Below are 20088 nucleotides of genomic sequence, written 5' to 3' on the forward strand. Positions count from 1 at the left end.
CCTTGGACGTACTGGCCGGGGATGATTCGACTCTTCGAATTTTTAGCGCCCACAACAAATTCAATGCATTTATCAATATCTACTTGTTGAATATCGGTAAAAATGGAAATATAAATAAATCTGTTCGAAATATCAATTTCACAGCAGATAACCGTAAATTCTCAATCGCACTTGCGCCGGCTGTGAAGATGAGCGAAGGAAAAAATTCATTGTGTCGGGCTGCAACTTTGACCAGAGGCGTAGAAGAAACCAAGGTCAGCGTGAATGCAGATAGCATCTTGTCCGGGATCATCCTTGAGCTGAAACCCGAAGCAGAGTCGACGGTCTACTACGGTGACGGTAAAGCGCCGCTGATTATCAGCAACGTGCATGGTGACATCCGCCTTGAGAATGTGCCGGCTCGCGACATGTTGGATATGTCAGACAGCGGAAGGATCAGCGGTTTGATTGTACGTAGCGGCGTGAAAAGCATGTTGGTGAACGATGCTAAACAGCAGTTAGCACCGCTCGAAGCGTTGAACATTCCTGAAGCTGATTTGCAGGCCTCCTTTGACGAAGTAGGTCAACTCCACGTCACCGGACAAGCGACGGCGGCGTATCGCGGGAAAAACCGGCTTAATCGCACCAGATGGGAGCGCTTGGACACGGCTGTCAAAACGGCACTTCTCGCAGGAGTACTTGCCCTTTTCGGAACGGCTTTTACATTCGTGTTCGCAATACTACGGGCTAATCCGGCGCCGGTATGGAAATAAGCGCAGGGCGCGCGTTTAACCAGATTCAACGGTATGACGCGCCGCACAATTTCGGGCGAAAACGCCCTGAATGGGTCGGAGCAATTCGGGGCAACAATTCGGCAAACGATCATTCGGCAGCCTAACCGGCCCGCCGACTGCAGTTATCCACATTGCTCACGTAGCACCCAGTCCGTCCCAATGTCGGCTATGGCCGATGAAGCGACATTCAAAGAAGCGGTCATTCATCGGTGAAGGCGTCACCGACCGCACACGCCGATGGAGCTTGCTTGACCACTACACAACGACCCTCGCCACAGCTTGGTTGCCGCTTTGGGTGAGAATTTTGGCGGGCGTATCCTCAAGTCTTTCAGTTGCCTTTCCAATTTCGATTTTTATTGGGCTTTTAACCGGCTACCTTTTCGGTTTTTATTGTTTTTCTTTTCCAACTTTTTTGTGGGTGAACACGAGTGTCACCAGCAGGTTGAGATCCAGTCTTCTGAGATTATTCATGGCAATACCTGACATGTTGGTTATTCATTTCCAATATACCGGCAGGAGACCTATCGTGGTGCTTTCTTGCAATGGAGGTCAGGTCATGAATATTCTTCTCGTCTATGCACATCCGGAACCCCGGTCGTTGAACGGGTCCCTTAAGGACTTTTCAGTCAAGCGTCTCGAGGATGCCGGACACGTTGTCCAGGTATCCGATCTGTATGCGATGAACTGGAAAGCATCGCTCGATGCCAACGACAGCCTGGACAGGCAACCGGGCGCGCGTTTCGATCCTTCTCTCGACTCGAAGCGTGCTTTCAAGGACGGACGGCAAAGCCAGGACATCGCACTCGAACAGGAGAAGCTGAAGTGGGCGGATGCAGTGATTCTGCAGTTTCCGCTGTGGTGGTTCTCGATGCCTGCGATCCTGAAAGGCTGGGTGGAGCGCGTCTATGCATATGGCTTCGCGTATGGCGTCGGGGAACATTCCGACGCGCGCTGGGGCGACCGTTACGGGGAAGGCAGCATGGCGGGCAAGCGGGCGATGCTGGTCGTGACAACAGGTGGCTGGGAGTCACATTACAGCCCGCGTGGTATCAACGGTCCGATCGACGATGTCCTGTTCCCCATCCAGCACGGCGTTCTGTATTACCCCGGTTTCGACGTTTTGCCACCGTTCGTGATCCATCGGACAAGCCGCATCGACGCAGCGCGATTTGCAGAAGTGCGTGATGCGCTCGGTCAACGTCTCGATCACCTCTGGAAGACTGCGCCGATACCGTTTCGCCCGCAGAACGCCGGTGCATATGACATCCCGGCGCTTACATTGCGACCTGATGTTGCTACGGATCAGGTTGGCTTTTCAGCACATATTGAATAGATGCGTTGCGTTCCCCACATGCGTGCGCAGGGCGTAACCGTTAAATAGACGTTTGGTTTGGGCCGCTCCAGCTCCCCCTGGAATGGCGCCAAGCTGACGGGACCGTATGCTTCGTTGAAATTTGGTTGTAAGTCGCCGTTGTTAGAGTCGTTGACAGAATTTTGCCGCTAGATGCCAGACAGTGTTCTTTGGACACATAGAAAGGGGGAGAGCGACAAACCATGAAAATGAATCGTGCGTTCTGGCTCATTCTGACGCTGCTTTTCACGAACCCGGTCTGGGCGTTCCAGTCCCGGGTCGTCACCATTCCCAGCGCAGCCATGCACAAGTCGTTCGAGGCGACGGTGGTGCTGCCTGACCAATACACGCATGGCAAAGCGGCCGATCGCTTTCCCGTCGTCTATTTGCTGCATGGCTCAGGCGGCGACTACACCGACTGGACCACGAATTCGCACATCGGCAAACTGGCCGACCGCTATCACGTGATCCTTGTCATGCCGGACGGCGGTCACGAGAGCTGGTATATCGACAGCCCTGTCGATCCGCGCAGCCGTTACGAAACTTATGTAGGTACAGAAGTCGTCGGATATATCGACACGCATTTCCGCACGATTGCGACACGCCAGGCGCGCGCGATTACGGGATTGAGTATGGGCGGCTTCGGGGCGCTGCATATCGCGCTAGACCGGCCGGACGAATTCGGCGCCGCAGGAAGTATTAGCGGAGCGGTCGATCCGCGCGGGTGCGAGGATGAACCCGGGATCGATCAGGTATTTGGGGATCCGACTCGTCACGCCGACTTCTGGAACAACGAAGCGATTGTTGAGAACGCGCGCAATTTCGGAAATGCGCATATTGCGCTGACGATCGATTGCGGGGTGAACGATTCGCTTGTTCAGTCGAACCGGATGCTGCATGCGCGGCTTGTCGAGTTGGGCGTGCCGCATGATTACGCGGAGCGGCCTGGCGGCCATACGTGGAAGTATTGGTCGAATGCGGTGCAATACCAGGTGCTGTTCTTTGCCAGTTCATTCAAGCGGAGTGGCGCAGCGGCACAGACGTGAAGCGTGCATGGCTGGAGCCATCACTGCATGCCTGAATGCTCACCTAGAAACTGGCAGACAGTGTGATGCATTGCCTGTACGCCGGGACTCGATTCGAGCGCACGCCAGCACCCATGTACGAGTCCGGTCCCAATCCATAACCGGGCCTGTCCGTCGGCCGCATTAACGCGTTCGACAAATACCCTCGCGTCGTCCCGTAACGGATCGTGTTCAACACCTACGGCAAGTGTCGGCGGGAGTCGGTCGAAGCGTGCCGCATCGAGCGGTATCGTCCACGCAGGATAGGGCGGCCGTTCGCCCCAATACAGATCGCGAAACGCACGGACATTGGCAAGCGTGAGCATCGGCGCATGCGCTTCGCGTTCGCGCGCGGGCATTTGCGGCTCGGTGCCAAGCATTGGATAGACCAGCGCAAGTCCGCGCACGCCTTGAACACCGTCATCGCGCAACCGCATCGCGACGCTGGCAGCGAGCGTGGCGCCGGCACTGTCACCCGCTAACTGCAGTGCGCCATGTGAGAGCGAATCGAACGGCAACTGGCCGGCCAGTGCGGCGAGCGTAATCTCCAGACAATCCTCATGCGCTGCCGGAGCGCGGTGTTCGGGAGCCAGCCGGTAATCGACCGCAATCACATCGAGTCCGGTATCCGCGGCAATTCGTGCGGTTACGATCTCATGACTATCCAACGAGCCGAGCACGAAGCCGCCGCCGTGAAAGTACAACACGGTGCCGACAGGTGTCCCGCTCGCCTTTCTACGATTCCGATAAAGTCGCAGCCTGATCAGATGCCCGGCGCTCGCGCGAAACACAGCGTCTTCGGTTATCACATCGGCTGGCAAAGGCGGCGTGAGTGCCGCGGCATAGCGATCGTAAATCGCGCGCTGTTCGCTCGGCGGCAATGAAGTCGAATGCCCCGCATAGATGGCAGCGGTCCGTTCGATGAACGCAGCGATCTCGGGCTCAAGCACGCTCATTCCCCTCGCTACCAATACGCGGCGCCTTGACAGGCAAGCCGATCACGCGGCCTGCAAACCTGGCCGCCGGCAACACAGTATGCGCTTCTGCCAACGCCCGCACGTGCGCCTCGACATCCGGGTCGAAGGCAACAGCGCGCGGCCCGCTGGTATCGACGTGCAGCAGCATCTGTTCGCCCGCGGCCACGGGCTCAACGCCATCGCCAGCGAACATTTCGAGGTACAGATGCAGCCGCTTCGCATCGTGCCCAAGCAGGCGTATATCGACGCGAACCTGCACGCCCTCCTTGATTTCATGCAGGTAGTTGATATGCGCTTCGAGCGTATAGATCGAGCGGCCACGTTGCTTGCGCACCGAATCAGGCAGTCCGATCACATCAATCAACGCGTCCGTCGCGAAGCTGAAAATCAGCATGTAAAACGCGTCGCGCAAATGGCCGTTGTAGTCGACCCACTCGGCGCGCACGACGTCGCGATAGCAGGGCAGTGACGCGTGGTGCGGCGTAGACATATGCAATCGTTTCCTTTATCCCTATGGACGGTGCTGGCCGCAGCTATCTTGTGCCGCCGACGCATCCTGGCGGAGCGGGGCGCGGCGTCTTCCGGCACACCGTCTCACTCTGCGGGAAGTATGCCGTGCCGCGCCTTGGCTGCTCCAATCGCCGCCAGCACGCTCGTAATGCAATCGTCCCGATAGCGTTCAAGCTGCTTGATCGAGCGCTGCCCGACTTGTTCAGACGTTCCGTCCACCACCCGGTCGATCAATTCGTCAGTGAGCTGCGGCGCCACCAGTTTAGTCCACGGCAGCTCCAAAGCCGGTCCAAACTGCTGCATGAAGTGGCGCATACCCGCATCGCCGCCCGCCAGGGTGTAGGTCAGGAACGTGCCCATGAACGACCAGCGGATGCCCGCGCCGAAGCGGATCGCATCGTCGATTTCGCCCGTGGTTGCCACGCCTTCGTTGACCAGATGCAACGCCTCGCGCCACAGCGCTTCGAGCAAACGGTCGGCGATAAAGCCGGGTACTTCCTTGCGTACGAGAAGCGGTCGCATCGACAGTGAGCGATAAATCTGCATCGCGGCGTCGATGGTTGCCGGTGCGGTACGTTCGCCGCCGAGCACTTCGACGAGCGGCAGTAGATACACCGGGTTGAACGGATGCCCGACGATGCAGCGCTGCGGATTCACCGCCCGCGCGTAGAAATCGCTCGGCAGCAGGCCGGAAGTGGATGAAGCGATGATCGCATCCGGCTTCGCCGCACGACTGATCTGCTCGTGCAACGCGAGCTTCAATTCTTCGCGTTCGGGCGCGCTTTCCTGAATGAAGTCCGCCCGTTCGACACAGGCTTCAATCGTATCGACGAAACGCAATCTGTCGGGCGTGGCGCCCTCGGCGAGGCCGACGCGCTCCAAGGCCGGCCAGGCATTCGCGATGTTCTCGCGCAACTGTTTCTCCGCGCCAGGAGCGGGGTCCCACGCGACGACGTCGAGCCCGTGCGCGAGTGCGCGCGCGACCCAGCCGCTGCCGATCACGCCCGCGCCGATTGCCGCAAATGTTTTGATATCGACGATCACAGCCATTGCTGATGTTTCCTTTGCCTATGAGTTCTCAGGTTTCGCAGCGCGCTATATGAAGCACGCGACATACTCACGCATACTGTCCAGCCGCACGCCGCTCCAACTGCCGCTCGCCACGCGCGGGCAAGCCGAGTTTGCGGCGTCCTTCCGCGGGTGTCAGCGCGCGGCCGCCGAGCCGTTCGATGATCTCGACCGCGCGTTGCACCAGCGTACCGTTCGTTGCATGCACGCCTTTGTCGAGCCAGATGTTGTCTTCAAGGCCAACACGCACGTGGCCGCCGAGGAGCATCGCCTGCGCGACCATCGGCATCTGCATGCGGCCGATGCCGAAGCCGGCCCATTGCGCGCCAGGCGGAAGGCTGTCCGCCATCGCTTTCATCGTCGTGGTATCGGCGGGCGCGCCCCATGGAATGCCCAGGCAGATCTGAAACAGCGGCGGCGCATCGAGCAAGCCTTCCTTGAGCAATTGCTTTGCGAACCAAAGATGCCCGGTATCGAAGATCTCCAGCTCCGGCTTCACGCCGAGTTCCTGGATACGCCGCGCGCCGGCTCGCAATTGGGCGGGCGTCGACACATAGATGTAGTCGCCGTCGCCGAAATTGAGCGTGCCGCAATCGAGCGTGCAGATTTCCGGCAGCAGTTCCTCGACGTGCGCGAGCCGCGTCAATCCGCCGACGAGGTCGGTTCCCGCGCCGAAGCGCATCGGGTCTTCGCCGGGACCGATCTCGAGATCGCCGCCCATGCCCGCTGTCAGATTGATGATCACGTCGGTGCCCGACGAGCGGATCCGGTCGACAACCTCGCGATACAACTGCAGATCGCGGCTGCCGCGGCCGGTTTTCGGATCGCGCACGTGGCAGTGTGCGACTGTGGCGCCGGCCTTCGCAGCTTCGATAGCAGCTTCGGCGATCTGTTTCGGCGTCACGGGGATGGCGGGATGCCTGCCGACGGTATCGCCCGCGCCGGTGACCGCGCAGGTCACGATGACTTCATGATTCATGCGTGCTAGTTCCTGTGGATTGAAATACGCGACTGGATGGATGCAAGCCGGACAGCGCCTGGGCGGCCCCGTCAAAGCCCGAGATAGGCCTTCACCGCCGGCAAGCCGTCTTTACCGTCATACGTCTTCACGCCTGCGAGCCACGCATCCAGTACTTGCGGGTTCTTCTTCAGATACGCTTTGGCGGCATCGGTGGGCTTCTCCTTGTTCATCACCGATTGCATCACCACGTTCTCCAGTTGCGTCGAAAAGCGCAGATTGCTCACGAGCTTGCCCGCGTTTGGGCAACGCGTCAGAAAGTCAGGGGACGTCAGCGTATAAACGCGCGCTTCGCCATCGTTCGGACCGAATACGCCCTCGCTGCCGGTGAGGTATTTCATGTCGATCTGGATATTCATCGGATGCGGTTCCCAGCCGAGGAATACCACCCATTTCTTCGCGCGAATGGCGCGATCCACCGAAACCAGCATGCCCGCTTCACTCGATTCGATCAGCTTGAAATCGCCGAGGCCGAACTGATTGCTGGCGATCATTTTCTGAATCGCCGCGTTCGCGCTGCTGCCGGGTTCGATGCCATAGATTTTGCCGTCGAGCTGATCGCGATGTTTGGCGATGTCGGCGAACGTCTTCAGGCCGGCGTCGTATTCGTAGCCCGGTACGGCGAAGGTCGCTTTAGCGCCAGTCAGGTTAGGCGGTTGTAACACCTGAATCGATTTCGAATCGATGAACGGTGTAATCGCTTTCTCCTGCACGGGCCACCAGTAGCCGAGCGATACGTCGAGCTGTTTGCTCTTCAGGCCCGCGAACGAAATCGGCACCGACGCGACGGTCGTCACAGGCTGATAGCCGAGTCCCTCGAATACGGTCGAAGCGAGCGCCGTGGTCGACGTGATGTCGGTCCAGCCGATGTCGGCAAAATGCACCGCACGGCAGGTGGAGGGATCCTGTGCGAGTGCCGGCGACGTTGCGACGACGGCTGCCAGACAGGCAAGATGGGCAAGCAGGGCTTTGACGCGTAACTTCATGATGTTCCCCCTTCGGACACGTTAAACAGCGTGTTACGAAATAGCCGCGGCGAAAAAAACCGAGCGGCCCCCGGATCTGCGCGATACGGCTCGCGTCATGTTTGAGCAGAGCTTGAGCTGCACGAGTGACGTAACGTTAATGCCCCATATTCTCGCCAAAGCGACCGCCAGCGACCCGTTCTTGCTCCCACGCGACAACGAGGGAAAACCAGCATCGGTCGTCATTGCGATGCAGCATCGATTTGCAGCGGCGAATTTTGATGTGCCTTGCCGGCTTGCGCGCTGCTTGCTACGCTCGCCCGGAACCCCGCGTTCGCTTGCGGCTTGTGTCCCCCTGTGTCCCTGATCGAGTCATCTGCACGATGCCCGAAGATATGTCGTTCCTGCTGCTGCCTGGCTTTTCGGCGATCGGCTTCATGTCGGCGGTCGAGCCTTTGCGCGTGGCGAACCGCTTTCGCGGCGATCTCTACCGCTGGCGCATTCTGAGTCTCGACGGCGCGCCGGTCGCGGCCAGTAACGGTATATCGATCAATGCAGAAGCGGCAATCGCCGATGTCCATGAGGCGCAAACGGTATTCGTCGTCGCGGGCTTCGAGCCGCTCGCCTGCTATACGCGCGTGCTCGGCGATTGCCTGAAGCGGCTCGAGCGCGCCGGCGCGACGCTCGGTGGCATCGACACGGGCAGCTTTATCCTTGCGGAAGCCGGACTCCTGAGCAGCACGGACAGCGTGACCGTGCATTGGGAAGCGTTGTCGGCGTTCAGCGAGCGCTATCCCACGCTGAACGCAAGCCAGGAACTGTTCGAGATCGGCGCTCGGCGCATCACCTGTGCGGGCGGCACGGCGTCGATCGACATGATGCTGGACCTGATCGGCCGCAAGCACGGCGCAGCGTTGGCCTCGGCGGTGTCGGAACAGTTCGTCGTGAGCCGGATCCGGCAGCGTTCGGATCATCAGCGGATGGAAATTGCGGCGCGTTACGGTGTGCACAACCGCAAGCTTATTCAGGTGATCGGCGCTATGGAGCAGCATATGGAAGAGCCGCTTACGCCTGACCAACTCGCAGAGGAAATCAGCGTGACGCGGCGGCAACTGGAGCGGTTGTTCTGCGCGTTGCTGAAGGACACGCCGACGCATTTCTATCTGCAACTGCGGCTTACCCGTGCGCGCGAGTTGCTGCAGCAGACCGACATGTCGATCACCTCGATTTGCGTCGCCTGCGGCTTCGAGTCGCCCTCGCATTTTTCGCGGACGTATCGCGCGCGGTTCGGCGTGAGTCCGAGAAGTGACAGGCAGGTGATGGGCGGCAGAAATGGCAGCGCGATATTGTCTTCGAGCGAGGCAACCCAGGCATCGGCTCCCGTATTGTTGGAAAACTGACTTCGTTGCGCGCGAGACCTCAAACATTGGGAGCCTGAATTGCCGGCTTGACGACCCCTATTTCAGCAAGCGTTCACGGCAATTGTGCCGTTTCTAGCAACAGTGAATTCGTTTATTAGGGGTTTACCCTATATATGCTACCTCCTAGACTGTCGTCACTGGCTGCAAACAAACAGGTTTGCAGCCCGGCAAAAAACAATCTCTGGAGGTAGTCGTCATGAAATCCCTGATCGAAGCTGTTGTTATCGCCGCTCTCATTACTGCGCCGCTCGCTGCTTTTGCTCAATCCAATCAGCCGGTGACCCGCGCCCAGGTGCGTGCGGAGCTGGTGCAGCTGGAAAAAGCCGGCTACAACCCGGCTTTGTCGAATGCGGATGATTACCCGGCAAACATTCAGGCTGCCGAGGCCCGCGTTGCGGCACAAAACGGCGTCGCTCAAACCAGCGGTTATGGTTCAGCTACGAACGGCTCGTCGCAAGCAGGCAGCCATACCGAAACGACGCCGAGCTCGTATTCGGCTCCGGTTGCCAACTTCGGTCATTAATAGGCGGTGGCTCGAGCGGTAGTCTCGCGCCCGCTTGATTGATAGCGATATACAGCGGCCCCGCTTTCACTTCAATGTGAAAGGGGGCCGCTGTGCTATTGAGTGTTGAACGAGGCGGTCGGCGCGCTTAGCTTCATGCGGGCATTTAGCCCTGAACGGCAGTCAACTGCCTGAGTTGCTCCAGCAGCTTCACCGCCGGACTCGGCAAAATCCCCTGACGGCGTCGAAACGCCGTCAACGTACGGCGTGCGACGAGACCAGGAATCGGCAGCGTATCGAACACGCCGGCCGCGCTTTCGGTGTCGTACATTGGCGTCGCCATCCAGCTCAGAAATCCCGCGCGCGTGACCAGGCTTTTCAGCACCGTGATCGAGCGTGTCTCGACGGCTATTTGCGGCATGCCGAGCCCATGCTCGGCGAACACGTGCTGCATATGCTCGAACGGACCCGTCCCACGCGGCGGCACACACCATTGCTGATCGAGCGTGTCGGCAAGCGATAAGTCCGTCTTGTTTCGCAGCGGGTGATCGAGCGCTGCGACCACATAGCTCGTGTCTTCCCATCTGCAATCCGCAATCGCCGCAATCTCATCCGTGTCGGGCACCGCCATGCTGAGCGCGAGGTCGATCTCGTGTTTCATCAGACTGTCCGCAAGCCGGTCCCATACCCCCTCCATGATCTCCACACGCAGATTCGGCCAGCGCGCGAGCACGCCGCTCACTGCGAGCGGCAGGACGAGCGTCGCGATGCTCGCCACCGCGCCGACGCGAATCGTCCCTTTCGCGAGGCCGCGCATCGCGTCGATCTCCTCGCGCGCGTGATCGGCTTCGCGTTGCAGCAGCGTGGCGTGCGGCAGCAGCGCGCTGCCGATCGCAGTAAGCTGCATACCCTTCGAGTGCCGTTCGAACAGCGGTGCGCCAACCTGATCCTCGAGCCGCTTGATGGTGCGGCTCAGCGCGGGTTGCGTGACGTGCAGCACTTCCGCGGCACGGCCCAGGCTGCCGCTCGCGACGATGGTTGCAAACGCGTGCAATTGCTGAAGATTGAAAGTCATGCGCAAAAGTAATGCCTTTTCTCAAAAAAGGCAATTTTCAATCAACCTTGAGCTTCCGATAATGAGCCTTCAAGAAACGGCGCTCATCAACAGGAGACACGGATGACCAGCAACGCGCCCCGTTCAGACGCATCGGGATCTTCTCAACACGTACCTTTCACCGTGCGCCACGCCGTCATCGATCTCATGCGGCGCCTTGGCATGACATCGGTGTTCGCCAATCCGGGGTCGACGGAATTGCCGTTGTTCCGCGATTTCCCGCAAGATTTCCGTTACGTGCTGGGTTTGCAGGAAGCAGTCGTGGTTGGCATGGCCGACGGTTATGCGCAGGCCACCCGCAACGCGTCGTTCGTCAATCTGCACTCGGCGGCGGGCGTGGGCAATGCGATGGGCAACATCTTCACCGCGTTCCGCAATCGCACGCCGATCGTGATTACCGCCGGGCAGCAGGCCCGCTCGATTCTGCCGTTCGACCCGTTCCTCGCGTCGACGCAAGCCACCGAATTGCCGAAGCCGTACGTCAAATGGAGCATCGAACCGGCACGCGCCGAAGACGTGCCACTGGCGATCGCGCGAGCCTATCACGTGGCGATGCAGGAGCCGCGCGGGCCGGTGCTGGTGTCGATTCCCGTCGACGATTGGGACCGTGCAGCCGAGCCGGTGCCGGCGCGCGTAGTGAGTACCGAGACGAGGCCGGAGCCGTTCGTGCTGGAGCAGATCGGCGCGGCGCTCGATGGCTGCGACCGTCCGGCTTTCGTGGTGGGCGGCGCTGTCGACCGCGCCGGCGGTTGGGACGAAGTCGTGCGTCTCGCCGAACGCCACCACGCCCGCGTGTTCGTCGCGCCGATGACAGGTCGCTGCGCGTTCCCCGAAGACCACCGCCTGTTCGCCGGTTTCTTGCCGGCCATGCGCGAGAAGATCGTCGAACTGCTCGGCGGCCATGACCTGATCTTCGCGATCGGCGCACCGGCCTTCACGTATCACGTCGAAGGACACGGTCCGCATCTGCCTGCCGGCGCAACGCTGTGTCAGTTGATCGACGATCCGGCTATTGCGGCGTGGGCGCCGACAGGCACCGCGGTGGTCGGCAATATTCGCCTCGGCGTGGCCGATCTGCTGACGCGGCCCGCGCCGCAGACGCGCCCCTTGCCCGCGCCGCGCGCAGCATCGCCGCGCGCAGAGCCGTCTCCATTGATGTCGGTGGCGTTCGCGTTGCAGACCCTCGCCGAGGTGCGCCATGCTGACGATATCGTGGTCGAGGAGGCGCCGAGTTCGCGGCCGGTCATGCAGAACTATTTGCCGTTCACGCGCAGCGGCACCTTCTACACGATGGATAGCGGCGGCCTCGGTTATGGCATGCCGGCCGCTGTCGGCGTGGCGTTGGCGAAGCCCGGCACGCGCGTGATTGGCCTGATCGGCGACGGCTCCAGCATGTATTCGATCCAGGCCATCTATACCGCCGTGCAGATGAAATTGCCGATCACATTCGTGATCCTGAACAATTCACGCTATGCCGCGTTGCAGGATTTTGCCCCGGAATTCGGCTTTGGTGCGAGCGATCCCGTACAAGGCACTGATCTGCCCGGACTCGATTTCGTAGTGCTTGCTGCAGGCATGGGTTGCCAGGGCACGCGCGTGACCGACGCCGAACGCCTGCATGACGTGCTGCGCGACGCGTTGGCGTCATCCGGACCGATGCTGGTCGAAGTCATCGTGGCTTGAGCTCAGGCGAGCGTCGCGCCCGCATTCATAAAACTTTCCGCAGGAGACAGGACGATGCAGAGTATTTCGATGCTGATCAACGGCGCAGCCGTGCAAGCGAGTAACGGCGCCACTTTCGAACGCCGCAATCCGCTCGACGGCAAAGTCGCGACGCGTGCTCCCGCGGCGACGGGTGCCGACGCGGTAGCCGCTGCCGATGCCGCAGCAGCGGCGTTTCCGGCATGGTCCGCGCTAGGGCCGAGCGAGCGCCGCGCGCTGCTGATGAAGGCCGCGCATGCGCTGGAAGCGCGCAGCGAGGCGTTCGCCGCGGTGATGGCAGCGGAGACGGGCGCGTCGGCAATGTGGGCGGGGTTCAATGTGCATCTCGCCGCCGGCGGATTGATGGAAGCGGCGGCGCTCACTACGCAGATCGGTGGCGAGCTGATCCCGTCCGACGTGCCCGGCAGTCTTGCGATGGGCGTGCGCCAACCGGCCGGCGTCGTGCTGGGCATCGCGCCGTGGAACGCCCCGGTGATCCTCGCCGTGCGTGCGATTGCGTTGCCGCTCGCATGTGGCAATACGGTCGTGCTGAAGGGGTCGGAAGTCTGCCCCGGCACACACGGACTGATTATCGAAGTGCTGCAGGAAGCGGGCTTGCCGAGGGGCGTGGTGAACTTCGTCACCAATGCGCCGGCCGATGCAGGGGCGGTCGTCGAGGCATTGATCGCGCATCCGAAAGTCCGGCGTGTCAATTTCACCGGCTCCACGCATGTGGGCAAGATTATCGCGGCCACGTGTGCGCGCTATCTGAAACCGTCGGTGCTGGAACTCGGCGGAAAAGCGCCATTGATCGTGCTCGACGACGCGGATCTCGATGCAGCCGTCAACGCCGCTGCATTCGGCGCGTTCGCCAACTCGGGGCAGATCTGCATGTCGACGGAACGGATCCTCGTCGACGAAAGGATCGCCGATCAGTTCGTTGCAAAGCTCGCGCAGAAAGCACGCGGCCTGCCGCTCGGCGACCCACGTAAAGGGCCGGTCGTGTTGGGATCGGTCGTCGACATGAGCACGGTGGAACGCTGCAATGCGCTGATAGACGACGCCCTGGCCAAAGGCGCCGCGCTCGTCTGCGGCGGCAAGGCGGACAGCACCTTGATGCCCGCCACGCTGCTCGACCACGTCACACCTGCCATGCGCATCTATGGCGACGAATCTTTCGGGCCTGTGAAGGGCATCGTGCGTGTCAACGGCGAAGACGAAGCTGTGGCCTGTGCGAACGATAACGAGTATGGGCTTTCGTCGGCGGTGTTCAGCCGCGATATCGCGCGCGCGATGAATGTCGCGCGGCGCATCGAATCGGGTATCTGCCACGTCAACGGGCCGACCGTTCACGACGAAGCGCAAATGCCGTTTGGCGGCGTCAAAGGCAGCGGCTTTGGACGCTTCGGTGGGCAGGCGGGGATCGCTGAGTTTACGGATTTGCGCTGGATTACGGTGCAGACCACGCCGCGTCATTACCCGTTCTGAAGGGCGGAGTGCCGTGAAAGCCATGCATACATGTCATGGCTTTTGCGCGAAACGGCAATGTCAGAAGCCGTTCGCTCGCTCACATACTGACTAAAAAACGTGACTTCAAAAGCGCGGCGCTCAGATCGCGCACACAAACCAGGAGACAGCTTCATGACCAGTTATGTACCGCCGGCCGGCTCGGCCAGTGCGGCAACCGGCGAGGCCAATGCGCCACTTGCCGGCCATCAGGCGGGAGCCGAGGAGGGGCGCTATGCCATCGATATCGGCCGCACGCTCGACGAAGGCCCTTACACCACGATGCAGAAGATCGTGGTGTTTCTCGCGGCCTTGTCGATCGTTCTGGACGGCTTCGATAGCCAGTTGATTGGCTTTGCGATTCCGGTGCTGATCAAGGAATGGGGCGTCACACGCGCGGCTTTTGCGCCGGTGGTCGCGGCCGGTTTGATCGGGATGGGTATCGGCAGCGCGTGTGCCGGGCTGCTGGCCGATCGCTTTGGTCGCCGCTGGGCGGTGATCGGCAGCGTGCTGGTGTTCGGCGCTGCCACCTGCGGCATCAGCTTCGCACCCGACATTGTGACGATTGCCTTGCTGCGCTTTATCGCCGGCCTCGGCATCGGCGGCGCGTTGCCGAGTTCGACGACCATGACCGCGGAGTTCACGCCGGCTCGCCGTCGCACCTTGGCGGTCACCGCGACAATCGTCTGCGTGCCGCTCGGCGGCATGGTGGCGGGATTGTTCGCGCATGAAATTCTGCCGACGTACGGATGGCGCGGCTTGTTCATGATCGGCGGCGTGCTGCCTCTCGCGCTCGGCGTGTTGCTGCTCTTCACGTTGCCCGAGTCGCCGCGCTTTCTCACCCGGCACCCGCAGCGCTGGCCGGAGCTTAAACGCCTGCTTGGCCGGATGTCGCGGCCGGTGGCCAGCGGCTGCGTGTTTACCGACTCGCGCGAACAGGCTGTTGAAAAACACACGGGCTTTACCGCGTTGTTCCGCGAGGGCCTGGCGCTCGATACGGTGGCGATCTGGTGCGCGTTCTGCATGTGCCTGCTGGCCGTCTATAGCGCCTTCAGCTGGCTGCCGACGATGCTGAGCACGCAGGGTTTGTCCGTGTCGGTGGCGGGGGCGGGGCTTACCGCGTACAACCTCGGCGGTGTGGTCGGCGCGTTGCTGTGCGCGGTGGTGATCGCTCGTACCGGTTCGCGCTGGCCGTTGATTCTCTGCAGCGCGGGTGGTGCGGCGAGCGCGTTGGTGCTGCTCGGTGTGAATATCTCCGACCACACCGGTTTGCTGATCTTCGGTCTTGGCGTGCACGGCCTGTTTGTCAACGCGGTCCAGTCGACGATGTTTGCGTTGTGCGCTTATGTCTATCCAACCCGTGTGCGTGCAACCGGTACGGCATCGGCGCTGGCGTTCGGCCGGCTCGGCGCGATTGCCAGCGCGTTCGCGGGTGCGGTGGTGATTACGGCCGGCGGTGCTTCGTCATACCTGTGGATGCTCGGTATCGCGATGGTGATCGTGATGGTCGCTCTGATGGTGGTCAAACGCCATATTCCGAAGCCGGGCGGTTGAGGGACGCAAGATCCTGAATTGCGGTGATCGGGTGTGACACGCGGATCGCCGCTATCTGACGCAGTCAATCTTTAGCGTATCGGGCGGCTTGAATAGCGGTCGGTATCGTCACGTCTATCATTAGTATCGCTACATAAAAACGCTGCGTGCGGGCCGCATACGGCTTGGTGTGCGCTTACACAAAGCACTAGTCCAGGAGACTCGGAGATAATGAAATACAAACTCGCTTTGGGCAGTATGTTGCTCGGTATCGGCGCTTCGTCGTTCGCGCAGAGCAGCGTGACGTTGTACGGGATCATCGATACCGGCATCGAACTGGTCACGCATGCAAACGCGGCGGGCGATAGCGTCGTGCGGATGCCGGGCATTACCGGCGAATTTCCGTCGCGCTGGGGGATTCGCGGCAAGGAGGGATTGGGCGGTGGGTTGTCCGCGGTCTTCGTACTGGAAAGCGGCTTTAACACCAAAGCCGGCACGCTCAATCAGGGTGGCCGGATGTTTGGCCGCCAGGCCTTTGTGGGTATCGAGAGTCCCTACGGTACGTTGACTTTCGGCCGCCAGTACACGATGACCTATTGGGCGATACTCGATTCCGATCTGCTCGGCCCGGACATTTATGGCGGCACGGGATCGTTCGATCAGTACATGCCGAGCGCGCGCAGTGACAACACGATTGCGTATAAAGGCACGTTCTCGGGCTTTACGTTTGGTGCGACCTATTCGTTCGGCCGCGATTCAGCAGGTACTGGAAATTCGCCGGGACAGGGCACTTGTGTGGGGTCGATTCCGGGCAGTTCGCAGAGTTGCCGCGAATGGTCGACGATGCTGCGTTATGACATGAACGGCTACGGCGTGGCGGGCGCCTACGACGAACAACGCGGTGGCCCGGGCGCGGCCGCGAACCTGTATGACGGCACGGCACCTTTTGCGCTGACACAATCCGGCGACAAGGACGTGCGAATGCAATTGAACGGCTACGGACACATCGGCCCGGTAAAACTCGGGGCGGGTTGGCTTGGCCGTCACGTCGAGACTGTGTCTCCGGCATTGCCGGACGTGCGCTCGAATCTGTATTACGTCACGGCAGCGTATAACGTGACGCCTGCCTTCATCCTGGACGGCGGCGTGTACCGCATCATCAATCGCGCCGACGATACTCGCGGCACAATCGCGGCGCTACGCACCACGTATCTGTTGTCGAAGCGTTCCGCGGTTTACCTGCAGGGTGCGTATCTTTTCAATAGCCCACATGCCGCTTATACGGTGAGCCAGGGCGGTGGAGGAACAACGCCGGCGCCGGGCATCGGGCAACTCGGCGTGATGGCCGGCATTCGCCATTCGTTTTGAGCGATGCACGGATGTCAGCTATTGCTGACCTGTCATAGGGGCGCTTCTATTTCTGCTTCATGATGATCTAGATAAGAGAATCGAGCGAGGTGGGGCGGTGTCGGGAAATAGTGCATCCATGTAACGCTCCATGGGTGGATCTACACGACAGTACTGATCCGGCAGCTATTGAGGTGAGGGATCCGGGTAGTCCGGCAACTTGTCGGCGTCGCCGGATTTCGTCGAAAGAATACGGCGCCTCTGCAGGTAGAGGTCGCGAGTGAACGAATAGGGATCGATCGCGGCCTGTGAAAGCAGGTCCGAGGCGCTTAGAAGATCGGCGCGTTTGCTGACAATACGAGTGCCGCTCACCGACACCTGAACGGCAACTGGTGCGGCCCCGAACGGGTTGAGCAGAACGCCTGCCGCGACGTCGCTGACATCCCGCACGCTGCTCGGGCCAAACAACGGCATCACCAGATATGGCCCAATCGGTACGCCATAGTGCGCAAGCGTCAGGCCGAAATCCTGATGGTGCCTGGGCAAGCCCGCAGGCGTCGCCCAGTCGATCAGGCCGCCAATCCCCAAGGTGGAGTTGAACGCAAAGCGCACTACATCCTCGCTCGCGTCTGTCGCTTTCAGTTGCAGCAGGTCATTGGCAAAGTTGCCGATATCGCCGAGATTGGAAAAGAAATTCCGGACTGCCGTCTGAACGGGTGTCGGCGTCACCTTCTGGTAGGCGGTTGCTACTGGTTTGACCGCGTATCTGTCGATCTTGTCGTTGAACGAGTAGATGGTCCGGTTCATCGGTTCAAGCGGGTCGCCTGCGGTGCGCCCGGGCCCCGTCGCGCATCCCGATGAAAGAAGCACCGTGGTGGCGAGCGCCAGTGAATTCAGATCGCGCCTTTTCATCGGGGGACTCCCGGTACAAGAATGACAAAAGAGGTACTAGCCATGCAGCGCGGCGGCCGTGGCGAAGGACTGTCGATGGATGGTGCGACCGGAACACTTACCGGCCACTTACGGGACACTTGGCGAGTACATTGCGGTTCCTTACCGCTAGCACTGCATGAATCGTTCTGATCGAAGCAGACGGCTTCCGGATCAGTTGGTCTTGACGCCGGGCGCACGCACTCTGCACGCGACACTACTCTGTCGGTTTGTACAACAGGACTTCACATCCGGGTGTCGTGTCCTTGAAAACGATCGACATGCCGTGCATGCCGGCCACCGCGAGTACAAGGCTCAGCCCGAGCCCGCTGCCGGGCGTGTGACGGCTTGCCTCGCCGCGATAAAAGCGCCGTAGCACCGCTTGCTGTTCGGCGGGCGCGATGCCTGGCCCGTCGTCCGAAACGGTGATGCCTGCGCCAGTCTTGTCGCGGAACACCGCGATCCGCACATGGCCGCCGTGCGGTGCGAACTTGATGGCGTTTTCCACCAGATTTGCCAGTGCCTCGAATAGCAGATTCGGATCACCCTGGATCTCGAGCGGCCCGGCTACCGTTCGCTGAAGTTCGAAGGCGATCTGCTTGTCTTCGGCAGTCGGATCGTAGAACTCGAATACGTCGTCGGCGACGGCAGCCAGATCGACCGTTGCGAATCCCGCGCGGCGCACGCCGCTTTCGATTTCCGAAATGCGCAGCAGCGCATTGAAGGTGCGCAGTAGCCCACTAGTCTCGACGATGGTTTCATCGATTGCCGCGCGATACTCCGATTCGGTTTTGGCGCGGCGCTGCGCACGTTCGAGTCCGCCGAGCATCCGTGTGAGCGGCGTACGCAGATCGTGTGCAATCGCATCGCACACGCCTTTGACCTCGTTCATGAGTCGTTCGATTTCGTCGAGCATGCCGTTCACGACGCCGACGAGGCGATCCACGTCGTCGCGTTTCGAATGCACCGGCAGACGCCTGCTGAGATTGCCGGCGACGATTTCCTCGATCGAGGCGGTTACCGCGTCGAGCCGACGCATTGCGGAAATGCCGATCAGGCTCGCCCCGACCAGGCCGATCACGAGCGTGATCATGGCGGTGGAAAGCAGAGCGTGCAGCAGTTCTTCGTCGAAATGGTCGAGCTCGCGGGTATTCTGGCATTGCAACGCGATGCGGTTGTCCGGCACGCGCGCGGCGATGCATCGGCCGGGCGGATGACCGGGCAGATTCGCCAGCCGTATGGAGAACGGTTTGTCGAAGACCGGAATAGCGGGTTGATCGCCTGCGTAGCCGCCGGCAAGATGTTTGCCGGTCGCGTCGAACAGACCGAACGGGCGCTGACGGCGCGGATCGAACTGGTTTTGATGTTCGAATCGCGCGACCAGTTCGTCCGGCTCTTCGCGTTGCAACTGTGCGTGTTCACGAATCAGCCAGTCGTCGACGCGCTCCTGTTCGAAGCCGGTGATCTCTCGATACAGGTAGCCGAACAACAGTATCGCGATCACGCCGAACAGCATCAGGAACAGCGTGGCGAGGCGAAAACCGGTGGTGCGGTGCAGGTCAGTCAGGCGCATGGAGCATGTACCCCGAACCGCGCACGGTATCGATCATCGGAGCCGTCCCGTCCGGGTCGAGCTTCTTTCTCAGGCGGCTGATGTGCACGTCGATCACATTGGTCCGCTCGTCGAGCCGGTAATCCCATACCGCCTCGAACAGCATGGTGCGGCTCACCACCTGGCCTTCATGCTGCATCAGGTATTCGAGCAGCCGGTATTCGCGTGGCAGGAGCGGCACCGGACGGCCGGCGCAGCTCACTTCGCGTTTGAGCGGGTCGAGACGCAACGGGCCGACCTGATATTCCTGTACACCGGGCGCCGCTTCGCGCCGGCGCATCAGCGCATCGAGCCGGGCGGTCAGTTCGATGAACTCGAACGGTTTGGTCAGGTAATCGTCGCCGCCGGCACGCAGACCGCGCACACGTTCGTCGACCGCGGAGAGTGCGCTCAGAATCAACACCGGCGTGAGCACGCCGGCGCTGCGCAAGGCCGCCAGCATGCCGAGCCCTTCGAGTCCGCCAGGCAACATGCGATCGAGCACGATGGCGTCATAACTGTTGGCGACCGCAAGCATCAGACCGTCGCGTCCCGTGCTCGCGGTCTGTACGTTGCAGCCGTGATCGGTGAGCGCCTCAACGATCTCCGCGAGGGTTTGCTCGTCGTCTTCGACGACCAGTACGTTTGACATGCGTTTTTCCAGAAGTGAGCGCGCGGCGAATCTGTGCGAGCCGGCCATATACACTACGCTCGTAC

The 20088-nt window shown here is 60.9% G+C and carries 18 protein-coding genes; 9 read left to right on the forward strand and 9 right to left on the reverse strand.

Features of this window, described 5'->3' with window-relative positions:
* Positions 1-2 precede the first annotated feature (2 nt).
* From PQQ86_RS26020 to PQQ86_RS26030, 3 genes are all read left to right on the forward strand, one after another.
* Positions 3-752, forward strand: a complete 750-nt coding sequence (locus PQQ86_RS26020; protein WP_408273398.1) for a hypothetical protein — start codon at positions 3-5, stop codon at positions 750-752.
* A gap of 577 nt (positions 753-1329) precedes the next feature.
* Positions 1330-2106: an NAD(P)H-dependent oxidoreductase gene (locus PQQ86_RS26025; RefSeq protein WP_408279363.1), complete on the forward strand. Its 777-nt coding sequence runs from the start codon at positions 1330-1332 to the stop codon at positions 2104-2106.
* Between the two features lie 221 nt (positions 2107-2327).
* The gene (locus PQQ86_RS26030) at positions 2328-3170 is read left to right on the forward strand and encodes an alpha/beta hydrolase (RefSeq protein WP_408273400.1); all 843 of its coding nucleotides are present in this window, start codon (positions 2328-2330) and stop codon (positions 3168-3170) included.
* 20 nt (positions 3171-3190) lie between these two features.
* On the opposite strand, the gene PQQ86_RS26035 is transcribed toward PQQ86_RS26030, so the two are convergent.
* From PQQ86_RS26035 to PQQ86_RS26055, 5 genes are all read right to left on the reverse strand, one after another.
* Positions 3191-4138, reverse strand: a complete 948-nt coding sequence (locus PQQ86_RS26035; protein WP_408279364.1) for an alpha/beta hydrolase — start codon at positions 4136-4138, stop codon at positions 3191-3193.
* Positions 4131-4655 carry a thioesterase family protein gene (locus PQQ86_RS26040; RefSeq protein ID WP_408273405.1) on the reverse strand — a complete coding sequence of 175 codons (525 nt, stop codon included), beginning with the start codon at positions 4653-4655 and terminating at the stop codon, positions 4131-4133. Before PQQ86_RS26040 ends, PQQ86_RS26035 begins: the two co-directional genes overlap by 8 nt.
* A gap of 104 nt (positions 4656-4759) precedes the next feature.
* Positions 4760-5725 (reverse strand): L-carnitine dehydrogenase, encoded by a 966-nt coding sequence (locus PQQ86_RS26045; protein ID WP_408273408.1) that lies wholly within the window; start codon positions 5723-5725, stop codon positions 4760-4762.
* A gap of 67 nt (positions 5726-5792) precedes the next feature.
* On the reverse strand, positions 5793-6722 hold the full coding sequence (cdhC, locus tag PQQ86_RS26050) for a 3-dehydrocarnitine:acetyl-CoA trimethylamine transferase CdhC (protein WP_408273411.1): 930 nt from the start codon (positions 6720-6722) through the stop codon (positions 5793-5795).
* A gap of 71 nt (positions 6723-6793) precedes the next feature.
* Positions 6794-7747 (reverse strand): choline ABC transporter substrate-binding protein, encoded by a 954-nt coding sequence (locus PQQ86_RS26055; RefSeq protein WP_408273414.1) that lies wholly within the window; start codon positions 7745-7747, stop codon positions 6794-6796.
* Between the two features lie 362 nt (positions 7748-8109).
* On the opposite strand from PQQ86_RS26055, the gene PQQ86_RS26060 reads away from it, so the two are divergent.
* Both PQQ86_RS26060 and PQQ86_RS26065 read left to right on the forward strand, forming a co-directional pair.
* The gene (locus tag PQQ86_RS26060) at positions 8110-9126 is read left to right on the forward strand and encodes a GlxA family transcriptional regulator (RefSeq protein WP_408273417.1); all 1017 of its coding nucleotides are present in this window, start codon (positions 8110-8112) and stop codon (positions 9124-9126) included.
* Between the two features lie 217 nt (positions 9127-9343).
* On the forward strand, positions 9344-9670 hold the full coding sequence (locus PQQ86_RS26065) for a DUF4148 domain-containing protein (protein WP_408273420.1): 327 nt from the start codon (positions 9344-9346) through the stop codon (positions 9668-9670).
* 145 nt (positions 9671-9815) lie between these two features.
* Here the strand turns inward: PQQ86_RS26065 and PQQ86_RS26070 are convergent, their stop codons facing one another.
* The gene (locus PQQ86_RS26070) at positions 9816-10724 is read right to left on the reverse strand and encodes a LysR family transcriptional regulator (protein ID WP_408273423.1); all 909 of its coding nucleotides are present in this window, start codon (positions 10722-10724) and stop codon (positions 9816-9818) included.
* Between the two features lie 102 nt (positions 10725-10826).
* Here PQQ86_RS26070 and mdlC point away from each other — a divergent pair, with 102 nt between their 5' ends.
* From mdlC to PQQ86_RS26090, 4 genes are all read left to right on the forward strand, one after another.
* Positions 10827-12446 carry a benzoylformate decarboxylase gene (gene mdlC / locus PQQ86_RS26075; RefSeq protein WP_408273426.1) on the forward strand — a complete coding sequence of 540 codons (1620 nt, stop codon included), beginning with the start codon at positions 10827-10829 and terminating at the stop codon, positions 12444-12446.
* A gap of 54 nt (positions 12447-12500) precedes the next feature.
* The gene (locus PQQ86_RS26080; protein WP_408273428.1) at positions 12501-13952 is read left to right on the forward strand and encodes an aldehyde dehydrogenase; all 1452 of its coding nucleotides are present in this window, start codon (positions 12501-12503) and stop codon (positions 13950-13952) included.
* A 300-nt stretch (positions 13953-14252) separates the two neighbouring features.
* Positions 14253-15524 (forward strand): MFS transporter, encoded by a 1272-nt coding sequence (locus PQQ86_RS26085; protein ID WP_408279365.1) that lies wholly within the window; start codon positions 14253-14255, stop codon positions 15522-15524.
* A gap of 210 nt (positions 15525-15734) precedes the next feature.
* Positions 15735-16871 carry a porin gene (locus tag PQQ86_RS26090; RefSeq protein WP_408273430.1) on the forward strand — a complete coding sequence of 379 codons (1137 nt, stop codon included), beginning with the start codon at positions 15735-15737 and terminating at the stop codon, positions 16869-16871.
* A gap of 165 nt (positions 16872-17036) precedes the next feature.
* Here PQQ86_RS26090 and PQQ86_RS26095 read toward each other — a convergent pair whose 3' ends face one another.
* The 3 genes from PQQ86_RS26095 to PQQ86_RS26105 form a co-directional block, all read right to left on the reverse strand.
* Entirely contained in the window at positions 17037-17762 is a 726-nt protein-coding gene (locus PQQ86_RS26095) for an MlaA family lipoprotein (RefSeq protein ID WP_408273433.1), read from the reverse strand.
* A 235-nt stretch (positions 17763-17997) separates the two neighbouring features.
* Positions 17998-19353: a sensor histidine kinase gene (locus PQQ86_RS26100; protein WP_408273436.1), complete on the reverse strand. Its 1356-nt coding sequence runs from the start codon at positions 19351-19353 to the stop codon at positions 17998-18000.
* Entirely contained in the window at positions 19340-20023 is a 684-nt protein-coding gene (locus tag PQQ86_RS26105) for a response regulator transcription factor (RefSeq protein WP_408273438.1), read from the reverse strand. Before PQQ86_RS26105 ends, PQQ86_RS26100 begins: the two co-directional genes overlap by 14 nt.
* Positions 20024-20088: the final 65 nt, after the last annotated feature.

The sequence above is a fragment of the Paraburkholderia sediminicola genome (assembly GCF_046026675.1).
Taxonomy (GTDB): domain Bacteria; phylum Pseudomonadota; class Gammaproteobacteria; order Burkholderiales; family Burkholderiaceae; genus Paraburkholderia; species Paraburkholderia sediminicola_F.

Coding starts and splice junctions, on each gene's coding strand:
- PQQ86_RS26025 (WP_408279363.1), top strand. CDS start 1,330: ATGAATATTCTTCTCGTCTATGCACATCCGGAACCCCGGTCGTTGAAC.
- PQQ86_RS26030 (WP_408273400.1), top strand. CDS start 2,328: ATGAAAATGAATCGTGCGTTCTGGCTCATTCTGACGCTGCTTTTCACG.
- PQQ86_RS26040 (WP_408273405.1), bottom strand. CDS start 4,655: ATGTCTACGCCGCACCACGCGTCACTGCCCTGCTATCGCGACGTCGTG.
- PQQ86_RS26045 (WP_408273408.1), bottom strand. CDS start 5,725: ATGGCTGTGATCGTCGATATCAAAACATTTGCGGCAATCGGCGCGGGC.
- cdhC (WP_408273411.1), bottom strand. CDS start 6,722: ATGAATCATGAAGTCATCGTGACCTGCGCGGTCACCGGCGCGGGCGAT.
- PQQ86_RS26055 (WP_408273414.1), bottom strand. CDS start 7,747: ATGAAGTTACGCGTCAAAGCCCTGCTTGCCCATCTTGCCTGTCTGGCA.
- PQQ86_RS26060 (WP_408273417.1), top strand. CDS start 8,110: ATGCCCGAAGATATGTCGTTCCTGCTGCTGCCTGGCTTTTCGGCGATC.
- PQQ86_RS26065 (WP_408273420.1), top strand. CDS start 9,344: ATGAAATCCCTGATCGAAGCTGTTGTTATCGCCGCTCTCATTACTGCG.
- PQQ86_RS26070 (WP_408273423.1), bottom strand. CDS start 10,724: ATGACTTTCAATCTTCAGCAATTGCACGCGTTTGCAACCATCGTCGCG.
- mdlC (WP_408273426.1), top strand. CDS start 10,827: ATGACCAGCAACGCGCCCCGTTCAGACGCATCGGGATCTTCTCAACAC.
- PQQ86_RS26080 (WP_408273428.1), top strand. CDS start 12,501: ATGCAGAGTATTTCGATGCTGATCAACGGCGCAGCCGTGCAAGCGAGT.
- PQQ86_RS26085 (WP_408279365.1), top strand. CDS start 14,253: ATGCAGAAGATCGTGGTGTTTCTCGCGGCCTTGTCGATCGTTCTGGAC.
- PQQ86_RS26090 (WP_408273430.1), top strand. CDS start 15,735: ATGAAATACAAACTCGCTTTGGGCAGTATGTTGCTCGGTATCGGCGCT.
- PQQ86_RS26095 (WP_408273433.1), bottom strand. CDS start 17,762: ATGAAAAGGCGCGATCTGAATTCACTGGCGCTCGCCACCACGGTGCTT.
- PQQ86_RS26100 (WP_408273436.1), bottom strand. CDS start 19,353: ATGCGCCTGACTGACCTGCACCGCACCACCGGTTTTCGCCTCGCCACG.
- PQQ86_RS26105 (WP_408273438.1), bottom strand. CDS start 20,023: ATGTCAAACGTACTGGTCGTCGAAGACGACGAGCAAACCCTCGCGGAG.